The 20,899-nt window shown below is 70.8% G+C and carries 16 protein-coding genes; 13 read left to right on the forward strand and 3 right to left on the reverse strand.

The features are described from left to right. Nucleotides 1–20 precede the first annotated feature (20 nt). The 3 genes from ABZU99_RS04260 to ABZU99_RS04270 are packed head-to-tail and all read right to left on the reverse strand — an operon-like array spanning nt 21 to nt 3,495. Nucleotides 21–1,154, reverse strand: a complete 1,134-nt coding sequence (locus tag ABZU99_RS04260) for an acetate/propionate family kinase (protein WP_356047955.1) — start codon at nt 1,152–1,154, stop codon at nt 21–23. Between the two features lie 41 nt (nt 1,155–1,195). After that, nucleotides 1,196–1,828: an MEDS domain-containing protein gene (locus ABZU99_RS04265; RefSeq protein ID WP_356047957.1), complete on the reverse strand. Its 633-nt coding sequence runs from the start codon at nt 1,826–1,828 to the stop codon at nt 1,196–1,198. A gap of 26 nt (nt 1,829–1,854) precedes the next feature. Further along, the gene (locus ABZU99_RS04270) at nt 1,855–3,495 is read right to left on the reverse strand and encodes a helix-turn-helix domain-containing protein (protein WP_356047959.1); all 1,641 of its coding nucleotides are present in this window, start codon (nt 3,493–3,495) and stop codon (nt 1,855–1,857) included. A 221-nt stretch (nt 3,496–3,716) separates the two neighbouring features. Between ABZU99_RS04270 and ABZU99_RS04275 the strand changes: the two genes are divergently transcribed. The 13 genes from ABZU99_RS04275 to ABZU99_RS04335 all read left to right on the forward strand — a co-directional run bounded on the left by ABZU99_RS04275 (nt 3,717) and on the right by ABZU99_RS04335 (nt 20,835). Beyond that, nucleotides 3,717–5,939: an FUSC family protein gene (locus ABZU99_RS04275; protein ID WP_355950900.1), complete on the forward strand. Its 2,223-nt coding sequence runs from the start codon at nt 3,717–3,719 to the stop codon at nt 5,937–5,939. A gap of 70 nt (nt 5,940–6,009) precedes the next feature. Continuing rightward, a complete protein-coding gene (locus ABZU99_RS04280; RefSeq protein WP_356047961.1) occupies nt 6,010–7,212 on the forward strand; it encodes a PP2C family protein-serine/threonine phosphatase in 1,203 nt (400 codons plus the stop codon). A 4-nt stretch (nt 7,213–7,216) separates the two neighbouring features. Continuing rightward, entirely contained in the window at nt 7,217–9,604 is a 2,388-nt protein-coding gene (locus tag ABZU99_RS04285) for a SpoIIE family protein phosphatase (RefSeq protein ID WP_356227711.1), read from the forward strand. Between the two features lie 238 nt (nt 9,605–9,842). Next, entirely contained in the window at nt 9,843–11,012 is a 1,170-nt protein-coding gene (locus tag ABZU99_RS04290) for a glutathione-independent formaldehyde dehydrogenase (protein ID WP_356047965.1), read from the forward strand. A gap of 224 nt (nt 11,013–11,236) precedes the next feature. Further along, nucleotides 11,237–13,159, forward strand: coding sequence for a molecular chaperone DnaK (gene dnaK / locus ABZU99_RS04295; RefSeq protein ID WP_355950912.1), 1,923 nt, complete (start codon nt 11,237–11,239; stop codon nt 13,157–13,159). A gap of 10 nt (nt 13,160–13,169) precedes the next feature. Then, nucleotides 13,170–13,766: a nucleotide exchange factor GrpE gene (locus ABZU99_RS04300; protein WP_355950915.1), complete on the forward strand. Its 597-nt coding sequence runs from the start codon at nt 13,170–13,172 to the stop codon at nt 13,764–13,766. Nucleotides 13,767–13,772: 6 nt separating this feature from the next. After that, the gene (locus tag ABZU99_RS04305; RefSeq protein ID WP_355950918.1) at nt 13,773–14,741 is read left to right on the forward strand and encodes a DnaJ C-terminal domain-containing protein; all 969 of its coding nucleotides are present in this window, start codon (nt 13,773–13,775) and stop codon (nt 14,739–14,741) included. Further along, complete coding sequence (locus tag ABZU99_RS04310; RefSeq protein WP_355950921.1) at nt 14,738–15,118, forward strand: chaperone modulator CbpM; 381 nt, start codon at nt 14,738–14,740, stop codon at nt 15,116–15,118. The genes ABZU99_RS04305 and ABZU99_RS04310 overlap by 4 nt, the downstream gene beginning before the upstream one ends. Further along, entirely contained in the window at nt 15,109–17,772 is a 2,664-nt protein-coding gene (clpB, locus tag ABZU99_RS04315; protein ID WP_355950924.1) for an ATP-dependent chaperone ClpB, read from the forward strand. Before ABZU99_RS04310 ends, clpB begins: the two co-directional genes overlap by 10 nt. 6 nt (nt 17,773–17,778) lie before the next feature. After that, entirely contained in the window at nt 17,779–18,243 is a 465-nt protein-coding gene (gene trxA / locus ABZU99_RS04320) for a thioredoxin (protein WP_355950927.1), read from the forward strand. A gap of 5 nt (nt 18,244–18,248) precedes the next feature. Further along, the gene (locus tag ABZU99_RS04325; RefSeq protein ID WP_355950930.1) at nt 18,249–18,512 is read left to right on the forward strand and encodes a UBP-type zinc finger domain-containing protein; all 264 of its coding nucleotides are present in this window, start codon (nt 18,249–18,251) and stop codon (nt 18,510–18,512) included. Beyond that, on the forward strand, nt 18,512–20,344 hold the full coding sequence (locus ABZU99_RS04330; protein WP_355950933.1) for an FAD-dependent oxidoreductase: 1,833 nt from the start codon (nt 18,512–18,514) through the stop codon (nt 20,342–20,344). Before ABZU99_RS04325 ends, ABZU99_RS04330 begins: the two co-directional genes overlap by 1 nt. Further along, nucleotides 20,341–20,835: an Hsp20/alpha crystallin family protein gene (locus tag ABZU99_RS04335; RefSeq protein WP_355950936.1), complete on the forward strand. Its 495-nt coding sequence runs from the start codon at nt 20,341–20,343 to the stop codon at nt 20,833–20,835. The genes ABZU99_RS04330 and ABZU99_RS04335 overlap by 4 nt, the downstream gene beginning before the upstream one ends. Nucleotides 20,836–20,899: the final 64 nt, after the last annotated feature.

The following is a 20,899-nucleotide window of genomic DNA, read 5'->3' on the forward strand; positions in this document are numbered from 1 at the left end:
CGGCGCCTCGGCTGGTGGATCTAGCCCCTCAGGAGCCGTCGTGTCTCGGCTGCGATCTGCTGGGTCTCACCGGTGGCGACGACCACCACCGGGACGTCCGCTCCGGGGTGGTGGATTCTGCGTGTGCCCTCGTCGCGCAGATCCTTCAGCGGCGGAACGGACAGGTGGCCGCCTACGCCCAGGACCTGGAGGCCCGAGCAGATCTCCTCCCGCACCTCGGGCTGGTCCTCGCCGATCTCGCCGGTGAAGACCAGGGCGTCGAGCCGGTCCAGTGAGGCGGCCATGGACGCGATGCCGCGACGGCAGCTGTGGACGAAGACGGCCAGGGCGCCGGCGGCGCGCGCGTCCCCCTCCGCTCGCGCCCGCACCAGGTCACGGGTGTCTCCGGAGGTGCCGGAGAGACCCAGCAGTCCGGAGCGCCGGTGGAGGGCGTCCTCGAGCTCCTCGGCGCTCAAGCCGTGATGGCGCTGGAGCCACAGGAGCGCCCCCGGATCGACACTGCCGCTGCGACGGCTCATCACCAGACCCTCCAACGGGGTGAACCCCATGGTGGTGTCCACGCTGCGGCCGTCGCGCACGGCGCAGGCGGAGCAGCCGCCGCCCAGGTGGACGAGAACGGCCTGGAAATCGCCGACCGGACGGTCCAGCGCTTCGGCGGCCCGCTCCAGCGTCCAGGCGTAGGAGAGCCCGTGGAATCCGTAGCGGCGCAGCCCGTACTCGACGCGCCACCGCTCCGGGACGGCGTACTCGTACGCGGCGGCAGGCAGGCTCCGGTGGAAGACCGTGTCGAAACACGCCACGTGCGGAATGTCGGGCAGAAGCTCCATGGCGGTGTCCACGACCGCGAGCGCGGGAGGCAGATGCAGGCGTGCCAGCCTCGAAGCCTCCTTCAGCAGCGCGCGCACCCGCGCGTCCACCAGCGCATGCTCCGTCAGATGCGGGCCGCCGTGCACCAGACGGTGTCCGACCGCGGCGGGGGCCGGCACGCCGGCCAGGAAGCCACGCAACTCCTCGGCCGTGTCGGGCCCGGGGGCGGTCTCGGTGGCACGCCCGGCGATCCGCGTGCCGTCCGCCGCGAAGAGGGCGAGCTGAAGGCTGGAAGAGCCGGCGGCGAGGACCAGAACCGGCTCGTCGGGAGACAGGGTGGTACGCATCGCTGACGTCTCGTCAGGCCGTGGGTCGCGGACGCCGGAGGTCATCCGCGGGCGGTCGGGCCGGATTCCGTCCCAGGGGCCGGACAGTACGGATTCTCCACGACCCGGCCGCCGAACCAGACCTTCGGATGGGCCTTGACCATGGGGATGATCAGGTCGCCGCTGAACAGCTCAAGGTCGTACATGCAGACTCCCACCAGTGGATTGGACCTGAGCCACCGGGTCGCCTTTGTCTCGTACCGCAAAACCTCCTGGATGAAGGCAGGCTGCACCAGGGGCCCGGCCCAGCTCATATCGGCGGCCAGGCGGGCGAAGCGGCCGGCCTCGTGCCGGAAGCCGGCGGACCAGGTGTGGAGCAGATCCAGCATGCCGTCGCCGTCGAAGGTCCCGTTCAGCAGATAGCTCTCCTGCGGTTCCTTGATCTGGAGGTGGCCGGGCGTGCCGTCGGCCGAAGGGAGCTCCGCGGCCTGTGCGTCGGAGAATGCCCCGCCGTCGTTCCGGGCGGCCAGCAGGAGGCAGATGTGTCCGTCGCGGAGGCCGTCCGCGAAGAACGGGGAGAGGAGCTGGTCCCGCTCGGCGTGTCCCCGGTACAGCGCGCAGACATGGTCGCCGGCGGTCAGGGGCACTCCGCCCACCGAGGCGACGGCCGCCGGTCCGGCTTCCTCTCTGTCCATGGCCATCGGTCTCTTTCCGATCGGGACTAGCCGCCCAGGACTTTCCACACCCGGGTGGCGACGTGCAGATTCAGCCGGCTGTCGACGTCCGCGAGGTCGCTGCCGCTGACGTCGCGGATGCGCTGGAGCCGGTAGCGCAGCGTGCTGCGGTGGATTCCGAGGGCGGCGGCCGTCCCGTCGTAGTTGCCGCCGCACTCGAAGTACTGGGAGAGGGTCTGGGTCAGATCCGCGTGGTGTGCGGCGTCGTAGTCCAGGAGCGGGCCGAGCCATACCCGGACGAACTCTTTGACCTCCCGGTAGTCGCCTCCCGGCCCGAGGATGCGGTAGAGGCCCAGTTCGTCGAAGGCCGTCGTGCCGTTGGGCGACCCCGAGCGCTGCCGGACCTCGAGTGCCCGCAGCGCTTCACTGAAGGAGCGCGGTATCTCGCCCGGAGTGTCGCAGCGGCCCCCCACCCCGATCGAACCGGTGGGTGAGCCCAGTTCCCGGACCACCGCCTGGTGCAGCGCTTCTCCGCGCGGCCGCCCCTGGCATACGAGGACGGCCATGCCCGGCCTTCTGGCCGGCAACGACCGCATCCGCAGACTCGCGGCCGCACGGGCGACGGCCTGCACGAACGCGTCGTCGGCCGCCCTGCCCGCCCACTGCACCACGGCGAGATAGTGAGGGCCGTGCAGATCATGGCCGACGGCGGCGGCCCGGGCGTAGCCGCTCTCGTCATCGGTGCCGGTGATCAGATCGTCGACCAGCTCACGGCGCAGCCGGAGCTCGACCTCGGCGAGGTTGCGCAGGTGGGCCAGTTCCAGGGACAGCGCGGCGCATGCCTGGTCGAGGGTGAATTCCTCCCGCTCACCGGCGCTTCCCGCCGTGTCGACCAGGGCCATGGCACCGAGGACCTCGCCGCGATAGGCGGCCAGGGAGATGAGCCGCTTACCCACCCGCACCGGGCACAGCCGGCGCGCCGCTTCCTGCAGCAGTTCCTCGTGCTGGGTGGCGTCGGGTTTCGGGTACGGATCGGGGCGGCCCGGTCCCGCCCAGGCCTGGAGGTTGCCGAAGCGGTCCTCGACGGCGACGGGGTATCCGGTGAGCCGGTGTACGGCGCCGGCGATGCCCGCCACACCGCCACCGCTCGCCGTCGCCTCGCTGAGTGCCTCATGGACGGTGCGCTGGTGCTCCAGCTCGGCGACTGAGGTGGCCAGCCGGGCGTTCACGGCCGCGCGGCCCTCGTTGAGCTCCCGCAGCTCCCGGGCGTGATCGCGTTCGCTCCGCCGGGCCGTGGCGTTCATCAGGGCCGCCGCGGTCTGCTGGGCGAGAACATGGATCAGGAAGACATCGTCGCCGGCGGGCCGCGTCGGCGCGCTGACCACCAGATAGCCGATGCCCCCGTTCCTCGTGTGCAGGGCGACGGCCCGCCCCCACTTCCGGCCCGGCACCCGGATCGGCCCTTCCTGGCCACGCAGGTGCTGAAGCTGGTCGTCCAAGTCGGAGATGGCGTGCGGCCATTCGACGGGCGTACGGACCGGGGGCTCGCCGAGGGTGAGGAAGCCCGCCTCGGCCCGGCAGGGACCGAGTGCGCCCACCGAGCTCAGTGCGAGCCGCAGGATGTCACGCTCGTCCTGGCCGTCGTTCATGATCATGGAAAGCACGAACAGGCTGAAGAGGTTGGCCACGTGTTCCCGCCCCCAGGCCTCCCGCTGAGATCCGTCAGCCCTGCCCGAGATCGCGGTCATGGTGAGGATTCCGGCGCCTTCCTGGAGAACTGTTCCCCCGACTGCCGTCACCCAGGCTACTCACCCATGTCCAGATTGCGCCGATACATTCCTCTCCGGGGTCGCGACAGCCCCGGTGCGGCTGACGCGGACCGCCGCCGCTTCCGCCTAGGCTCGGCTGCGTGACGTGGGCGCAATCGCTGAAGGAGATTGTGCGGTCCGGGCTAATGATCGAGCGCAACCGGCTCGAACCCCTGGTCGCGTTGCGGGCGGCGGCCGGAGTGGCCATCGTGATCGGGCTCGCGCTGTGGGCCGTCTCCCCGACATATGCCGCCTCCGCCGCCTTCGGCGCCTTCTCGGCCGGTGCCGCGACGTTCCAGCGGAGCTGGCGGCCGCGCAAGGTGATCGCGCTGGCGGCGGGCGCCGGCCTGGCCGTCAGCACCTTCCTGGGCTATCTCGCGGGGGCGCACCTGGTGCTTTTCCTCCTGCTGCTCGCCGCGTGGACGTTTCTCGCGGGGATGGCCTGGGCCGCGGGGCCGACCGCCGGGATCGTCGCGACGGCGACGGTCGGCATCATGCTGGTGACCGTCACCCTGCCTACCACGGTCGAGCAGGCCCTGGAGCACGCCGCGGTCATCGCATTCGGCGGTGTGGTGCAGGCGACGCTCATCCTGCTGTTCCCCATCCGCAGGTGGGGAGCTCACCGGGACGCCCTGGCCGACGCCCTCGCCGCCGTGGCGGACTACGCCAGGCGGCTGAGGCAGGACCCGGTGGCCCCGTTCGACCCGGAACCGCTGATGACCGCCCGGAGCGCCGCCATGCTCACGCCGTGGCAGGCGCGCCATCGGCCCGCCGTCCTGCACGGCCCCCGCGGCCTGGCTGAACGCGTCCGCCCCGTTGTCGCCGCCCTCGCCGACCCTCGGATCGGTGCTCCGGTGGAGGGGCCGGGACGGGACCGGGCACGGGAGCTGCTGGGCGCGGCCGCCCGGATCCTGGACTCCGCCGCCCGCTCGATCCGTCGCGGCACCCCGGTCAGGACGCCCTCCGAGGCCATGGAGGTCCTGCGGATCGACGAGGAGGACGAGGTGTTGGAGGGGCCCGCGCGACAGGCCGCTCAGAAACTGGCCGACCTGCTCACCGAGGTGGTGGAGATCGCCGACAGCGGCGACACCCACGTGGTGAGCGGCCGTACCTCCGGTGGGGCGGACCGGCCGCCACTGGTACGGCCGACGATGCTCCAGCTGGTGCCGGTCGTCCTCCGCGCGATGCGCCGTGAACTCCACGGCGACTCGCCCGTGTTCCGGCACGCCGTGCGTCTCGCGGCGGTGGCCAGCCTCGGCTATCTGCTCGGTACGGAGCTCCCGCTGGGCCATGGCTACTGGGTGCCGGTCACCTCCGTGATGGTGATGCGACCGGACTTCCACCGGACCTACAGCCGCGCCGTGGCCCGCTTCGTCGGCACCTCGGTGGGCGTCGGGCTGGCCACGGGAGCGGTGGAGCTGACCCACCCGCACGCCTACCTGGCCGGCGGGCTGGCCGTGGCCTCGGCCGCGCTGACGTATCTGCTGATGCGCACCGGGTACGCGGCCTCGCAGGCCTCCACGGCGGCGTACGTCGTCTTCCTGCTCGGGATGGGCGGCCAGGAGTGGCACCAGACCGTGCGGGACCGGCTCCTGCTCACCCTGCTCGGCGGGGTGCTCGCGATGGTGGCCTACGTGATTTTCCCGGCCTGGGAGACACCGCGGTTGCGCGACCGGCTCGCTGACTGGCTCGCCGCGACCGGTCGGTACGCGGCGGCCGTGGTCGGCGGCTATGCCGATCCCCGGCAGCACCGTGCCCGGGTACGGCGGGCGCTGCTCGCCGGCCGAAGGGCGCACGCCGCGTGGGACGAGGCATTCGAGCGGGCCAAGCGGGAGCCCGTGCGTCATCAGGGACTCAGCCCCAGCCAGGCGGAGGAGGCCGAGGACGCGATCAACTCGTCCGGGCGGGCGGCGATGCTGCTGGAGACCCACCTTCCGGAACGCGGTACGCGCCCTGTTCCGGAAGCCGCGCGGTTCGCGGAGGCCCTGGAGGCGGACACCGCGCAGGCAGCGCGGGATGTGCGGGAACGGCGGGACCCGGACTGGCACCGGGTCAAGGAGGCGCTCGAGGCCTGGGAGAGTGCCGACAGCGGAGAGGAGCCGGTGGTGCGGCGTGGGGCGGAACTTTTGGTGCGGGCGCTGGAGGAGCTGACGACCGCCGTAGGGCGCACGCCACTGGAACGGGACGTCGAGTCGTCCCGGCAGGAGCGGCGCGTACAGGCGGCAGAGGAAGAGAAGAGAGTGGCAGAGGAAGAGAAGAGAGAAGAAACAAGGGGCCCCGGGGAACGCGAGGCCGCGCCCCGGCCGCCTACGGAGGAGGACTGAGCCCCACCCCGCGGGCCGTCCGGATGGTCGCGGACGACGTCGCACGAAGGGTGGCCGTAGAGTTGCTCGTATGGTGGACGCGGACGTGTCGACCTCTGCCGGGGCCGCCGAGAAACTGCTGGAGGAGCTGGTCAGGGCCGCCCAGCAGGCCTCCCCCGCGGAGCTGCCGGAGGTCCTGAACCGCTATGCCGGGGCCATGAGCCTGGGCCGTGCCGTCGTCTATCTGATCGATCTCCAGCAGAGGCTGCTGATGCCGCTGGCCGAGGACGAGCCGGACCTGCGGGTCGACGCGTCCCTGGCCGGATGGGCCTACCGCACGGACTCCCTGCGGGTGGAAGAGGACGGCTCGGGCGGGCTGGCCGTATGGCTGCCGCTGGTCAACGGGGCGGAGCGGCTGGGAGTCCTGCGACTGCGGATGGACAGCCTGGACGGGCTGAAGCTGTGGCGGAGCCGGGCGATGGCGTCGCTCCTCGGCTTGATGATCACGTCCAAGCGCACCTACATCGACACCTTCGCGCAGCGGACACGGACCCGGCCCATGCAACTGCCCACGGAGATGCTGAGGGCCTTTCTCCCGCCACGCTCGATCGGCACCGGCCGGGTAGTCTCCACCGCGGTCCTGGAGCCCGCCTACGAACTGGCCGGCGACGCCTTCGACCACTCGTTCACCGAGGACCTGCTGCACGCCACGATCCTCGACGCCATGGGCCACGACCTGGCGTCCGGCCTCGCCACCTCCGTGGCCATGGCGGGTTCCCGCAATGCCCGGCGCACGGGCGCCGATCTGGCGGCGCTCGTCACCGCCGTGGACAAGGCGCTGTCGACATGGCTTCCGGATCAGTTCTGCACCGGTATCTTCTCCCAGCTGCACATGCCCACCGGAGTGCTGCGCTGGTCCAACTGCGGACATCCGTCACCCTTGCTCATCCGCCGCCACCGATTGCTCGAGAAGGAACTGGAGCGGGCTTCCGAGCCTCCGCTGGGTCTGCCCGCCAGCCTGACCGGCGGTCCGCGGCAGATACACGAGACGACCCTCGAACCCGGTGACCGGATTCTGCTCTACACGGACGGTGTCGTGGAATCGCGCGACGAGGGAGGCGAAGAATTCGGCTTGGAGCGTTTCACCGACTACATCATCCGGTCGACCGCCGCCGGGCAGAACGCCACGGAGGTGCTCCGCCTGCTCATCCACGCCATCCTCGATCACCGGCGCAACGAACTCAGCGACGACGCCACGATTCTGATGGTCGAGTGGCAACCGCCGGGACCGTAAGACGATGTCCTCCGTGGTGAACGAGGTTCGCGACGTGGCCTACCTGGCCACGGCCACGATGGATGAGCACGGCGTCGTGACCGGGTGGAGCGAGGGGGCTCAGCAGCTGCTCGGCTACCGGCCCGAGGAGGCCGTGGGACGAGCGGTGACCGATTTGCTCGCCGGGGCCGCCGCCGAGGAGGCCGGGCGATGCCTGGCCGGCCGGTCGAGGTGGAGCGGACGGGTGGCGCTGCGCCATCGTGACGGCCACCGCGTGGACGTGGAGCTGCTGGCGCACCGCGTGGTGGCGGACGGCGGGGCCACCGGGTGGCTCCTGGTGTCCGCCGTGGCGCGGGAACCGTGGCCGCTCGAGGCCGACGCGCCGGCGCTGGGAGCGTTCGCCCAGGCCCCGTGCATTCTGGCGGTCTTCGACACGGACCTGCGACTGGTGCGGGCGAACGCCGAAATGGAGGCCGCCGCCGCCCTCACGGAGGATCGGATGCGCGGTCTGCGGCTGCCGCAGATCTGGTCGCACCCGGACAGCGAGAAGACCGAGCAGGCCATGCGCCGCGTGGTGGAAAGCGGCGAACGGCAGTCCCTGGAGGCATATCTGCGGGTGCCGGGCGAGCGCCGCGAACACGCGTGGTCGGTCTCCCTCGCGCCGCTCAAGGACCACACCGGCCATCTGTACGGCGTGTGCTTCGCGGCGCACGACACGACCCGGCTGCACCAGGCCCAGCAGCGGTTGCTGCTGCTCAACGAGGCGGGGAAGCGCATCGGCAGCACCCTGGACATGGCACATGTCGCCCGTGAACTGGCCGACGTGGCCGTCCCCCGGCTCGCCGACTTCGCCGGCGTCGACCTGCTCACCTTCCTCGATCGTGGCGAAGTACCGCCCTCGGACCGGCTGTCCGGCCCCATCACCATGCGTCGCGCCGCCCATCGGTCCGTCCTCCCCGGAACCCCGGAGGCCGTGGTCGACGTGGGTGAACTGGACATCCACCCGGAGTCCTCACCGTCGGCCGAGTGCCTGGCCGAAGGCCGGGCCGCCCTGTACCAGGTGACCGACGATCTCATGGCCCGATGGGAGGCCCAGGACCCCGCCCGGGCCGCCCGGATCCGGGAGTACGGGATCCACTCGGAGATGGTGGTGCCGATACGCGCTCGCGGTGTCACCTTCGGCGTGGCGTTCTACGCCCGCCACCGGTCGCCGGTGCCCTTCGCCCAGGACGACCTGCTGCTGGCCGAGGAGATCACGGCCCGAGCGGCCGTGTCCATCGACAACGCACGCCGCTACAAGCGCGAGCGCATGACGGCCATGACCCTGCAGCGCAACCTGCTGCCGCGGCGCTTGCCCGACCTGACAGCGATGGAGGTCACCTCGCGCTATCTGCCCTCCGAAGCCCGGGCCGGCGTGGGCGGCGACTGGTTCGACGCGATCCCGCTCTCCGGCGCCCGCGCCGCCCTGGCGGTCGGCGATGCCGTGGGCCGCGGCATCCAGGCGTCCGCCGCCGGCGGGCGGCTGCGCAGCGCGATGCGCACCCTGGCCGATATCGATCTGCCTCCCGGCGAGCTGCTCACCCACCTCGACGACCTCGTCACCCGCCTGTCGGCCGACGAGGACTCCGAAATCCCCGGGGCCACCGGCGCCACCTGCCTGTACGCCATCTACGACCCGGTCTCCCGCCACTGCACGCTCGCCAGCGCCGGCCACCCCCCGCCCGCCGTGGTCACCCCGGACGGCACCGCCGACATTCTCGACCTCCCCAGCGGCCCGCCCCTCGGACTGGGCACCCTGCCCTTCGAAGCGGTCGAGACCGAACTGTCCGAGGGCAGTCTCCTCGCCCTCTACACCGATGGCCTGGTCAAGAGCCGCGACCGCGCGATCGACGAGGGACTCGACGCGCTGTGCGACGCCCTCGCCCAACCGGCCCCGTCCCTGGACGCCCTCGGTGACACCGTCCTGCGGACTCTGCTCCCCGCCCGCCCCGACGACGATGTCGCCCTGCTTCTCGCCCGCGCCCGAGCTTTCGGCCCCGACCGGGTCGCCACCTGGGAGATCCCCCCGGAACCCGCCGTCGTCTCCCGGATCCGGCGGGAGGTCACCGCCCAACTGATGGACTGGGGACTGGAGAAGCTGGTCTTCACCACCGAGCTGGTCGTCAGCGAACTGGTCACCAATGCGATCCACTACGGTCAACCCCCCATCCGGCTGCGCCTGATCCGCGACCGCACGCTCATCTGCGAGGTCTCCGACTCCAGCAGCACGGCACCGCATCTGCGCCGGGCCCGCGCGCTTGACGAGGGTGGCCGCGGCCTCTTCCTGGTGGCCCAACTCGCCCAGCGCTGGGGCACTCGCCTGGAGGTCCGTGGCAAGACCATCTGGGCCGAGCAGGATCTCTCGGACGACTGAGCGGGGGCCGAGGGCGCCGCCCCCACCCCCACCGGCTGCGGTCGCGTTCGGGCACACCGGATGAGACCGTGGAGAGAAAGAGGCGACTCGTCTCCCACAGCAGGCAGCACGTGCCGCCAACGCACTTCGGCCGCACGGACACGACGGTCGCGCCACCATCCATCCACCATCACTCGCGGCCTCGGGCCCGATGACGACAGTGGGCGCACGGCGTGGGGTGGTGAGACGAGGAGTGATCATGAAAGCAGCTGTATACGAAGGACCGCGGAACGTCGCGGTCGAGGAGAAGCCCGACCCGAGCATCGAGCACCCCTGCGACGCGATCGTCAAAATCACCACCACCAATATCTGTGGCTCCGATCTGCACATGTACGAAGGGCGTACGTCGTTCGAGAAGGGCCGCGTCTTCGGGCACGAGAACCTGGGGCAGGTCGTCGAGGTCGGCTCGGCGGTCAGAAAGCTCAAGGTCGGCATGTATGTGGTGCTGCCGTTCAACATCGCCTGCGGTTTCTGCAAACAGTGCGAGCGCGGCTTGACCAACTACTGCCTGACCATGCAGCCGGAGCCCTCGGCCGCCGGAGCCGCTTACGGCTTCGCGGACATGGGGCCGTACCAGGGCGGCCAGGCCGAGTTCCTGCGCGTGCCGTACGCGGACTTCAACGCGCTGCGGCTGGGCGAGGACGCCGAAGAGCGCCAGACGGACTACGTGATGCTGGCCGACATCTTCCCCACCGGCTACCACGCCACCGAGATGGCGGGCGTCAAGCCCGGGGACCAGACCGTCATCTACGGTGCGGGTCCCGTGGGGCTGATGGCGGCCTACTCGGCGGTGATCAAGGGTGCTGGACGGGTGTGGGTGTGCGACTTCCACACCGATCGGCTGCGCAAGGCCGAGGAGATCGGCGCCATTCCGATCGACATGCGCGAGCAGGACCCGGGCGAGGTCATCAAGGAAGCCACCTTGGGGCTCGGTGCCGACAACGGCTGCGAGTGCGTCGGCTACCAGGCCCATGACCCGTCGGGCCGCGAGGACGCCTCCATGACCATGAACGGCCTGATCGAGAACGTCCGCTTCACCGGCTGCATCGGCGTGGTGGGCGTGTTCGTCCCCGAGGACCCGGGCGGCAGGGAAGCCCAGCCCCAGATCGGCGACTTCGAGGCCAAGGGCCAGGTGCCCATCGACTGGGGCAAGCTGTGGTTCAAGGGCCAGAAGATCGGCACCGGCCAGGCACCGGTGAAGAGGTACAACCGCCAGCTGCGCGACCTGATCGCCGGGGGCAAGGCCAAGCCCAGCTGGGTGGTCTCCCATGAGCTCCCACTGGACCAGGCCCCCAACGGCTACGACCACTTCGACCGCCGGGACGAGGGCTGGACCAAGGTCATCCTGCACCCGGACGGTTCCGGCTGACCGCAATGCGGCATCGGTCTGCCCGGGCGCGGGGCCGCCCGTCCCGCGCCCGGCTCTTACTTTGTCCTCGGTGGCGGACTGGGGCGGCGAAATTCGACCCCGCAGGCGCAGGCGGACAAGTGCCCGGTTTTGCCACTCTTGCGACGTAGGTCCCGTAATCCCGACCCCGTCGCCCGACCGGGCACTGGGGCCGAATATCCGCGGCCGCCTCGGAAGGAGTTGCCATGGCCAAGGCAGTCGGTATCGACCTGGGCACCACCAACTCGGTCATCGCCGCGTGGGAAGGCGGTGAAGCCTCGGTCATCCCCAATGCCGAAGGCAGCCGCACCACCCCGTCTGTCGTGGGGTTCACCGACACCGGTGAGCGGCTGGTGGGTCAGCTGGCCCGGCGCCAGGCGATCCTCAACCCCAAGGGAACCATCTACTCGGCCAAGCGCTTCATCGGCCGCAAGTTCGACGAGGTGTCGGACGAGGCGAAGGCGGTCGCCTATGACGTCGTCGAGGACGAGCACGGCCTCGCGCGCTTCAAGGTGCGCGACAAGCTGTACTCGCCGGAGGAGATCAGCGCCCTGGTGCTGCGCAAGCTCGCCGATGACGCCGGGAAGCAGCTGGGCGAGAGGGTGACCGAGGCGGTCATCACCGTGCCCGCGTACTTCAACGACGCCCAGCGCAGCGCCACCAAGGACGCCGGCCAGATCGCGGGCCTGGAGGTGCTGCGGATCATCAACGAGCCGACCGCGGCCGCCCTCGCCTACGGCATGGACAAGAAGGAGCACGAGACGGTGCTCGTCTTTGACCTCGGCGGCGGCACCTTCGACGTGTCCATTCTCGACGTGGGCGACGGCGTGGTGGAGGTGCGCTCCACCGCGGGCGACAGCCACCTCGGCGGCGACGACTTCGACCGGCGCCTGGTCGACTACCTTGCCGACGAGTTCCAGCGAGACACCGGTATCGATCTGCGCCAGGACCCGCAGGCGCTGCAGCGGCTCTTCGAGGCGGCGGAGAAGGCCAAGGTGGAGCTGAGCTCGGTGACCCAGACGCAGGTCAATCTGCCGTTCATCACCGCCGATGCCTCCGGGCCCAAGCACCTGACCGAAACGATCATGCGGTCCACATTCGAGCAGATCACCTCCGACCTGGTGGAGCGCTGCCTCGGCCCGGTCCAGCAGGCCATGGGGGACGCCAAGGTCAGCGAGAACGATGTCGACGAGGTCATCCTCGTCGGTGGCTCCACCCGGATCCCGGCCGTCCAGGCGCTGGTGCGCCGGCTGACCGGCGGCAAGGAGCCCAATATGAGCGTGAACCCCGACGAGGTCGTGGCGCTGGGCGCCGCGATCCAGGCCGGGGTGCTCAAGGGTGAGGTCAAGGACGTGCTGCTGCTGGACGTCACCCCGCTCTCGCTGGGCGTCGAGACCCGCGGCGGTGTGATGACGAAGATCATCGACCGGAACACCACCATTCCGGTGCGCCGCACGGAGACCTTCTCCACCGCCGAGGACAACCAGGAGGCCGTCGATGTGGTGATCCTCCAGGGTGAGCGCGAACGGGCCGCCGACAACCGGGTGCTCGGCCGCTTCCAGCTGAGCGGCATCCGCCCGGGGCCGCGCGGTGAGCCGCAGGTCGAGGTCACCACCGACATCGACGCCAACGGCATTCTCAATGTCACGGCACGGGACAAGGACACCGGCAAGGAGCAGTCCATCCAGATCAGCGAGACCGGCAACCTCGACCGCGAGGAAGTCGAGCGCATGGTCCAGGAGGCCGAGCGCAACCGCGGCGAGGACCAGGCGCTGCGCGAGGCCGTGGATGCCCGTAACGAACTGGACGCCATCGCCTACCAGGTCGAGAAGCGGCTGCAGGAGCTGGGCGACGCCGCGCCCTCGCACGAGAAGTCGCGTGCCGAGATGCTGGTGACCGAGGCCCGTCAGGCCGTCAAGGACGAGGCCGGCGTGGACAAGGTCAGGCCGCTGATCTCCGAGCTCCAGCAGGTCTACGCCGGGCTGCAGGCCCATGGCGCGGAGGCCGCCGCGGGCGCGGGCGCGGCAGGCGGCGAGGCCGGGGCCGGCGGACCCCAGGGCGCCGGGCCGGGGCAAGCCGGTGAGGGCGTCGACGAAGACGTGATCGACGCCGAGTTCGACAAGGGCTGAGGCGGCTGACGTGTCCGACCAACCCCAGGAGCGAGACCCGGTGCCGGAGGGCGCGGCACCGGAGCCCGAACAGGATCTGCCCGCCCCCGAGCCCCAGGAGCAGGCGGAGCCGCCCCAGGAGCCCGGCCCGGACGCGGCCGGGGGGCCCGCCCCGCCCGGGGGCGAGCGGGCCGAGCAGAAGGCGGCCCTGGCGGAGCTCGAGGACAAGTGGCGGCGCGCCCTGGCCGATCTGGACAATCTGCGCAAGCGCCACGCCAGGGACCTGGAGCGGGAGCGGGCCGCCGAGCGGGCCCGCACCGCCTCGGCGCTGCTGCCCGTCATCGACAACCTCGAACTCGCCTTGGCCCACGCCGGATCCGACCCCGAGGCGATCGTGGAGGGCATCAGGGCCGTGCACGACCAGGCCGTGGACGCCCTGGCCCGGCTCGGCTACGAGCGGGAGGCCGAGACGGGTGTGCCGTTCGACCCGACCCGGCACGAGGTGGTGGGCGTGGTCGAGAACGCCGACGTGGAACCGGGGACGGTGGTGCAGGTGCTGCGCCCCGGCTACGGGAAGGCCGACAAACAGCTGAGGCCGGTCGCCGTCGCCGTCGCCAAACGGGAGTGACCGGCCATGGCACGGGACTTCTACGACGTACTCGGGGTTTCCCGGGGCGCGAGCCAGGACGAGATCCAGCAGGCGTTCCGCAAGCTGGCCCGCAAGTACCACCCGGATGTGAACAAGGACCCCCAGGCCGAGGAGCGCTTCAAGGAGCTCAACGAGGCGTACGCCGCGCTCTCCGACCCGAAGACCCGTGCCCGTTATGACCGGTTCGGCGAGGACTACCGCAAGGTTCCCGAGGACTGGGAGGAGCGGGTCGGCGCCGGTGTCGGCGGCGGTGGCGGCGGATTCCGCGGCTGGACGACGTCCGGGGACGGGGACCGGGTCCGGTTCGTCCGTGGCTTCGGCGACGACATGGGGGGCGGCGGAGTGGACTTCGAGGACCTGTTCGGCTCGTTCTTCGGCGGCGGCGTGGGGGGCCGGGGCGCAGGCCGCGTGGACATCCCCGGCCCTGACCAGGAGGCCGAACTGCCGCTCACCGTCGAGGACGCGTACCACGGGGGCCGCCGCACCGTCACCCTGGCCGGGCCCTCGGGCCGGCGCAGCTTCGAGGTCGACGTCCCGCCCGGCGTCGTGGACGGCCAGCGCATCCGGCTGGCCGGACAGGGCGGCCGCGGCACCGGTGACGCCCCGGCGGGCGACCTGTATCTGCGGGTACGGATCCTGCCGCACCCGCGGTTCCGGCTGGACGGTCGAAACGTCCATGTCCACCTTCCGGTCGCTCCCTGGGAGGCCGCGCTCGGCGCGACCGTCCCCGTGCCCACCCCCGGCGGCACCGCCAAGGTGACGGTTCCCCCCGGCACCTCCAGCGGCCGCAAGCTGAGGCTGCGCGGCGAGGGCATGCCCAGCCCCCGCGGTCCGGACGGCGACCTCTACGCCGAGATCCGCATCATGGTGCCGCCCGAACTCACCGACCGCGAGCGGGAGCTGTTCGAAGCGCTCGCCGCCACCTCCTCCTTCGATCCCAGGAGTGAGCGATGAGCAGCTACCCCGCCCACCATCCGACCACGGCGCGGACGGACACGAGGTACGCGCCTGTCCCGTCCATCCACTACGACCTGGTGCCCGCCCGCAGGCTCTCGCTTGAGACCGTGGCCCGTCGCACCGGGCTCCATCCCGGCCTGGTGGCGAGGTTCGTCGCCCTCGGCCTCGTCGACGCCGAGCGTGACCATGCGGGGCGGCTGGTGTTCGCCCCCTCCGCCCCGGCGGTGCTGGGCCGCATCGAGCGGCTGCACGCCGGAATGTGCCTGAACTACGCCTCCATCGGTCTGGTACTCGATCTGCTCGACCGCATCGACCGGCTCGAAGACGCACTGCGCCGCAGCGGCGCGAGGAGTGATCAACCGCCATGGACATGAACCGTCTCACCGAGAAGTCCCAGGAAGCCCTCCAGAACGCCCAGACCACCGCGATGCGGTTCGGGCACACCGAAGTCGACGGCGAGCATCTGCTGTTCGCCCTCCTCGACCAGCCGGAGGGTCTGGTCCCGCGGCTGGTCACCCAGGTGGGCGCCGACCCTGCGGCGATGCGCTCGATGCTGGAGGCCGAGCTGGCGCGCAAGCCGAAGGTCACCGGCCCCGGCGCCGCCCCCGGACAGGTCTTCATCACCCAGCGCCTCTCCCAGCTGCTGGACACCGCCGAGCAGGAGGCCAAGCGGCTCAAGGACGAGTACGTATCGGTCGAACACCTCGTCCTCGCGTTCACCGACGAGGGGTCGGGGACCGCGGCCGGACGCGTGCTCAAGGAGCACGGCATCACCAAGGACGCGTTCCTGCACGCCCTCACCCAGGTCCGCGGCAGCCAGCGGGTCACCTCCGCCAACCCGGAAGTGGCGTACGAGGCGCTGGAGAAGTACGGCCGTGACCTGGTCCTGGAGGCCCGTTCCGGCAAGCTGGACCCGGTCATCGGCCGGGACGCCGAGATCCGCCGGGTGACCCAGATCCTCAGCCGCAAGTCGAAGAACAACCCGGTGCTCATCGGTGACCCCGGTGTCGGCAAGACCGCCATCGTCGAGGGCCTGGCGCAGCGCATCGTACGCGGTGATGTGCCCGAGGGGCTGCGCGACAAGACCGTCTTCGCCCTGGACATGGGCTCCCTGGTCGCCGGCGCGAAGTACCGCGGGGAGTTCGAGGAGCGGCTCAAGGCCGTACTGGCCGAGGTCAAGGCCGCTCAGGGCAGGATCCTGCTGTTCGTCGACGAGCTGCACACCGTGGTCGGCGCCGGGGCGGCGGAGGGCGCCATGGACGCGGGGAACATGCTCAAGCCGATGCTGGCCCGCGGCGAGCTGCACATGATCGGGGCGACCACCCTGGACGAGTACCGCAAGTACATCGAGAAGGACGCCGCGCTGGAGCGCCGCTTCCAGATGGTGCTGGTGGACGAGCCCAGCGTGGAGGACACCATCTCCATCCTGCGGGGCCTGCGCGAGCGGCTGGAGGTCTTCCACGGCGTCAAGATCCAGGACACCGCCCTGGTCGCCGCCGCCACCATGAGCCACCGCTACATCACCGACCGGTTCCTGCCCGACAAGGCCATCGATCTGGTCGACGAGGCCTGTGCCCGGCTGCGTACCGAGATCGACTCCATGCCCGCCGAGCTGGACGAGATCACCCGCCGAGTCACCCGGCTGGAGATCGAGGAGGCCGCGCTCTCCAAGGAGACCGACCCGGCAAGCCGGCAGCGGCTGGAGGAACTGCGCAAGGAACTCGCCGACCTGCGGGCCGAGGCCGACGCCAAACACGCCCAGTGGGAGGCCGAGCGGCAGTCCATCCGCCGGGTGCAGGAGCTGCGCAGGGAACTGGAGGAGGTGCGCCGCGAGGCCGAGGAGGCCGAACGCACCTACGACCTCAACCGCGCCGCCGAACTGCGCTACGGCAAGCTCCAGGAGCTGGAGCGCAAGCTGGCCGCCGAGGAGGACCAGCTGGCCGCCAGGCAGGGCGAGCACCGGCTGCTGCGCGAGGTCGTCACCGAGGACGAGATCAGCGACATCGTCTCGGCCTGGACCGGAATCCCGGTCTCCCGCCTCAAGGAGGGCGAACGGGAGAAGCTGCTGCGCCTGGACACGATCCTGCAGGAGCGCGTCATCGGCCAGGACGAGGCGGTCAAGGTCGTCTCCGACGCCATCATCCGCGCCCGCTCCGGCATCCGGGACCCGCGCCGGCCGATCGGATCGTTCATCTTCCTCGGCCCCACCGGCGTCGGAAAGACCGAGCTGGCCAAGGCGCTGGCGGCGGCCCTCTTCGACACCGAGGAGAACATGGTCCGCCTCGACATGAGCGAGTACCAGGAGCGGCACACCGTCAGCCGGCTGCTCGGTGCCCCTCCGGGATACGTCGGCTACGAGGAAGGCGGCCAGCTCACCGAGGCGGTGCGGCGCAAGCCGTACTCGGTCGTGCTCCTGGACGAGATCGAGAAGGCGCACCCCGACGTCTTCAACACCCTGCTGCAGGTCCTCGACGACGGCAGGATCACCGACGCCCAGGGGCATGTGGTGGACTTCCGCAACACCGTCATCATCATGACCTCCAACATCGGCTCCGTGCACCTGCTGGACGGCGTCACCTCCGAGGGCGAGCTCAAGCCGGACGCCCGGGGCCTGGTACTGAGCGAGCTGCGCGGGCACTTCCGCCCCGAGTTCCTCAACCGGGTCGATGACATCGTGCTGTTCAAGCCGCTGGGCGAGCGCCAGATCGAGCGCATCGTGGAGCTGCAGTTCGACGATCTGCGCAAGCGGCTGGCCGAGCGCAGGATCGGCGTCGAACTCACCCCCGAAGCCCGGAAGGTCATCGCCCACGAGGGCTACGACCCGATCTACGGCGCCCGGCCGCTGCGCCGCTTCATCTCCCACGAGGTCGAGACCCTCGTCGGGCGTGCGCTGCTGAAGGGCGACGTCCAGGAGGGCACCACCGTCCGGGTCGACGCCCAGCACGGCGTGCTGGTGGTCACCTACGAACAGCCATCGGGCGAGCGCGTCGAAGAGCGCGCCCGACAGGAAGTCGGAGAGGCCGCGTGACCAGCCATGCCAAGCCAGACCATCAAAGCCCGGACCATCAAGTGCCCCACCTGCGCACGCGCGAACAAGATCCCCGCGGCGGCCGAGGGCGCTCCCCGGTGCGGCAATTGCAAGTCGGCGCTGCCGTGGATCGTGGACGCGGACGAGCACGACTTCGCCGAGGTCGCCGAGAAGGCGACGCCCCTGGTCGTCGTGGATCTGTGGGCGACCTGGTGCGGGCCCTGCCGGATGGTCAGCCCCGCACTTGAGCAGGTCGCCACGGAGCTGGCGGGCAAGGTCAAGCTCGTCAAGGTCGACATCGACCGCAATCCGCACCTCGCCCAGCGGTTCGAGGTGCAGGCCGTGCCGACCCTGCTCATCCTGGACAAGGGGGAGCCGGTCGCCCGCCGCGCGGGTGCCGCCCCGGCGGGCACCCTGCGCTCGTGGATCGAGCAGGTGATGGCCGGCCGGCGGGACAGCAAGAGAGGGTGACGTCCATGGCAATCCAACCCGACCCGCACCTGTCCATGGTGCGCCCGGTCTCCCCGCGCAGCCCCGAGGGGTGCGAGGAGTGCCTGCGGCTGGGGTCCCCGTGGGTGCATCTGCGGCTCTGTCTGACCTGCGGCCACGTCGGCTGCTGCGACTCCTCACCGCTCAAGCACGCGCGAGCCCACGCCTACGCCGAGCAGCATCCCATCGTGGAACCCATGGAGCCGGGCGAGAACTGGCGCTGGTGCTACGCCCACGAGGCGCTGGCCTGATGGCAGGCGACGACCGGCCCCCCGACGCCGCTCCCGAGGAGGCGGTGCCGTTCGAGACCCCGGATCTGTACGGCGCCTACCCCCGGCTGTCGCAAGCCCAGATCGCGTTCCTCGCCGAACACGGGGAGCGCTTCCGGGTCGAGCCGGGCCAGGTGCTGGTCCGGGAGGGGGAGCGGTGTGCGGATTTTCTGGTCATCCTCAGCGGCTCCATCGAGATCGTAGAGGCCCACGGCACCCCCGACGAGCGGGTCCTGAGGGTGCACGGACCGGGGCGCTTCCTCGGCGAGTTGGGGCTTCTCCAGGGACAGGTGGCCTTCTACACCGCCCGGGCCCGTGATCCGGGAGAAGTGCTGTCCCTTCCGGTCGACCGGCTGCGGGTGCTGGTCGCCCGCGATCCGATCCTCGGCGACCTCATCCTCCGTGCCTATCTGGGCCGCCGCGCGCTGCTCGTCGGCGTCGGCGCGGGCTTCCGCATCATCGGCTCGCGCTACTCACCCGACACCCGGCGGCTGCGCGAGTTCGCGGCCCGCAACCGGCTGCCGCACCGCTGGATCGATCTGGAGTCGGACGAGGAGGCCGAGGCACTGCTGCGCCGCTTCTCCATCCCCCCGGAGGAGACACCGATCGTCATCTGGCGCGATCAGCGGGTGCTGCGCAACCCCAGCAACGCCGAACTGGCGCGGCTCATCGGTCTCTCCCCTCCGTCCGCCGAGGAGACCCGCAGCGATCTGATCATCGTCGGCTCCGGACCCGCCGGGCTGGCGGCCGCCGTCTACGGCGCGTCCGAGGGACTGACCACGGCCCTCCTGGACGCGATCGCCACGGGCGGCCAGGCGAGCACGTCGTCCCTCATCGAGAACTACTTCGGCTTTCCGACCGGGATCTCCGGTTCCGACCTCGCCGACCGGGGCGAGCTTCAGGCGCGCAAGTTCGGGGCCCGGGTGTGGGTTCCCGCGGAAGCGACTTTGCTCAAGCCCGAGGACGACGGCTACTACCGCGTCACCTTCGCCGACGGCGGCGATGTGGTGAGCCATACCGTCGTGCTGGCAACGGGCGCCTTGTACCGCAGGCTCGAAGTGCCCGGCATCGAACGGGTGGAGGGGGCGAGCGTCTACTATGCGGCGACCGTGTACGAGGCGCAGCAGTGCAGCGCGGATCCGGTTGCGGTGGTCGGCGGCGGTAACTCAGCGGGCCAGGCCGTCCTCTTCCTCGCGCAGCGCGTCCCGCGCGTCCATCTGCTGATCCGGGGCCCGGACCTCGGCGCCAAGATGTCCCGTTACCTCGTCGACCAGATCGAACGCCATCCACGGGTGAATGTGCTGCTGAACAGCGAGGTGCGCGAGGTGGAGGGCGACGATGCCCTGCGGGCCATCATGGTGGAGAACAACCGAACGGGGGAGCGCCGCAAGCTGGTCGTGCGCGCGATGTTCGTCTTCATCGGGACCCAGCCCCGTACGGCCTGGCTCGGCGACGTGGTCGCCTTGGACGACCGTGGCTTCGTGCTCACCGGCGCCCCGGCGCAGGCCCGCGCGAGTGGCAGGGTCTGGGAGGGCCAGGGCCGTGCCTGTCTGGGGCTGGAGACCAGCCTGCCCGGGGTCTTCGCCGCGGGCGACGTGCGCAGCGGCTCGGTCAAGCGGGTGGCCTCCGCCGCCGGTGAAGGGGCGATGGCCATCCATCAGGTCCATGAGCACCTCGGCCACACCACCACCGTCGACGTCGCGCGCCACCCCGATGACACAGAAGCTCCGTCCGGCCGGTTCGCCGAGCCGGGCGGTGGTCACACAACAGATCCGCTACTCACCAACCGACACGACCGGAGGGACGCACGATGAACATGCCGGTTCGCCGACAGCGAGGCCAGGGAACGGTGGAGCGTCCCAGGGGCTGGGCGCGCAATCCACTTCTCGAATTCGACGACCTCATCAACCAGATGGGCGGTCTGCTCGAATCCACGGTCGGAAGCGCGGCTCCCGCCGTAGCGGCGTGGACGCCGTCCGCCGATGTGACCGAAGCCGACGACGCCTATCACATAGAACTCGAGCTCCCCGGCGTGGACCGCAAGGACGTCGACATCGAGGTCAATGGCCAGGAGCTGGCCGTAACGGGGGAGATCAAGGAACGGGAGCGCAAAGGCATCATGCGGCACAGCAGTCGCCGTACCGGTCGCTTCGAGTACCGGTTGCTGCTTCCGAGCGAAGTGAACACCGAGGGCGTCACGGCGAGCATGTCCAGCGGCGTGCTCACGATCACCGTCCCCAAGGCGGCGTCCGCCAAGCCCCGTCACATCGAGATAACCGAGAGCGGCGAACGCCAAGGCGGCTGAGACCGCCGGGATCCGGCTCTCTCCCGCGGCGGCCCCGCTCCGCCGGGCGCCGCCGCGGGCATCG

Origin of the sequence: Streptomyces sp. NPDC005266, assembly GCF_040607655.1 — a bacterium.
In the GTDB taxonomy this organism is placed as follows: Bacteria; Actinomycetota; Actinomycetes; order Streptomycetales; family Streptomycetaceae; genus Streptomyces.

What these genes read in the sequence shown, in the direction of transcription:
- ABZU99_RS04260 (WP_356047955.1), bottom strand. Translation starts at nt 1,154, where the DNA reads ATGCGTACCACCCTGTCTCCCGACGAGCCGGTTCTGGTCCTCGCCGCC.
- ABZU99_RS04265 (WP_356047957.1), bottom strand. Translation starts at nt 1,828, where the DNA reads ATGGACAGAGAGGAAGCCGGACCGGCGGCCGTCGCCTCGGTGGGCGGA.
- ABZU99_RS04280 (WP_356047961.1), top strand. Translation starts at nt 6,010, where the DNA reads ATGGTGGACGCGGACGTGTCGACCTCTGCCGGGGCCGCCGAGAAACTG.
- ABZU99_RS04285 (WP_356227711.1), top strand. Translation starts at nt 7,217, where the DNA reads ATGTCCTCCGTGGTGAACGAGGTTCGCGACGTGGCCTACCTGGCCACG.
- ABZU99_RS04290 (WP_356047965.1), top strand. Translation starts at nt 9,843, where the DNA reads ATGAAAGCAGCTGTATACGAAGGACCGCGGAACGTCGCGGTCGAGGAG.
- dnaK (WP_355950912.1), top strand. Translation starts at nt 11,237, where the DNA reads ATGGCCAAGGCAGTCGGTATCGACCTGGGCACCACCAACTCGGTCATC.
- ABZU99_RS04305 (WP_355950918.1), top strand. Translation starts at nt 13,773, where the DNA reads ATGGCACGGGACTTCTACGACGTACTCGGGGTTTCCCGGGGCGCGAGC.
- ABZU99_RS04310 (WP_355950921.1), top strand. Translation starts at nt 14,738, where the DNA reads ATGAGCAGCTACCCCGCCCACCATCCGACCACGGCGCGGACGGACACG.
- clpB (WP_355950924.1), top strand. Translation starts at nt 15,109, where the DNA reads ATGGACATGAACCGTCTCACCGAGAAGTCCCAGGAAGCCCTCCAGAAC.
- trxA (WP_355950927.1), top strand. Translation starts at nt 17,779, where the DNA reads ATGCCAAGCCAGACCATCAAAGCCCGGACCATCAAGTGCCCCACCTGC.
- ABZU99_RS04325 (WP_355950930.1), top strand. Translation starts at nt 18,249, where the DNA reads ATGGCAATCCAACCCGACCCGCACCTGTCCATGGTGCGCCCGGTCTCC.
- ABZU99_RS04330 (WP_355950933.1), top strand. Translation starts at nt 18,512, where the DNA reads ATGGCAGGCGACGACCGGCCCCCCGACGCCGCTCCCGAGGAGGCGGTG.
- ABZU99_RS04335 (WP_355950936.1), top strand. Translation starts at nt 20,341, where the DNA reads ATGAACATGCCGGTTCGCCGACAGCGAGGCCAGGGAACGGTGGAGCGT.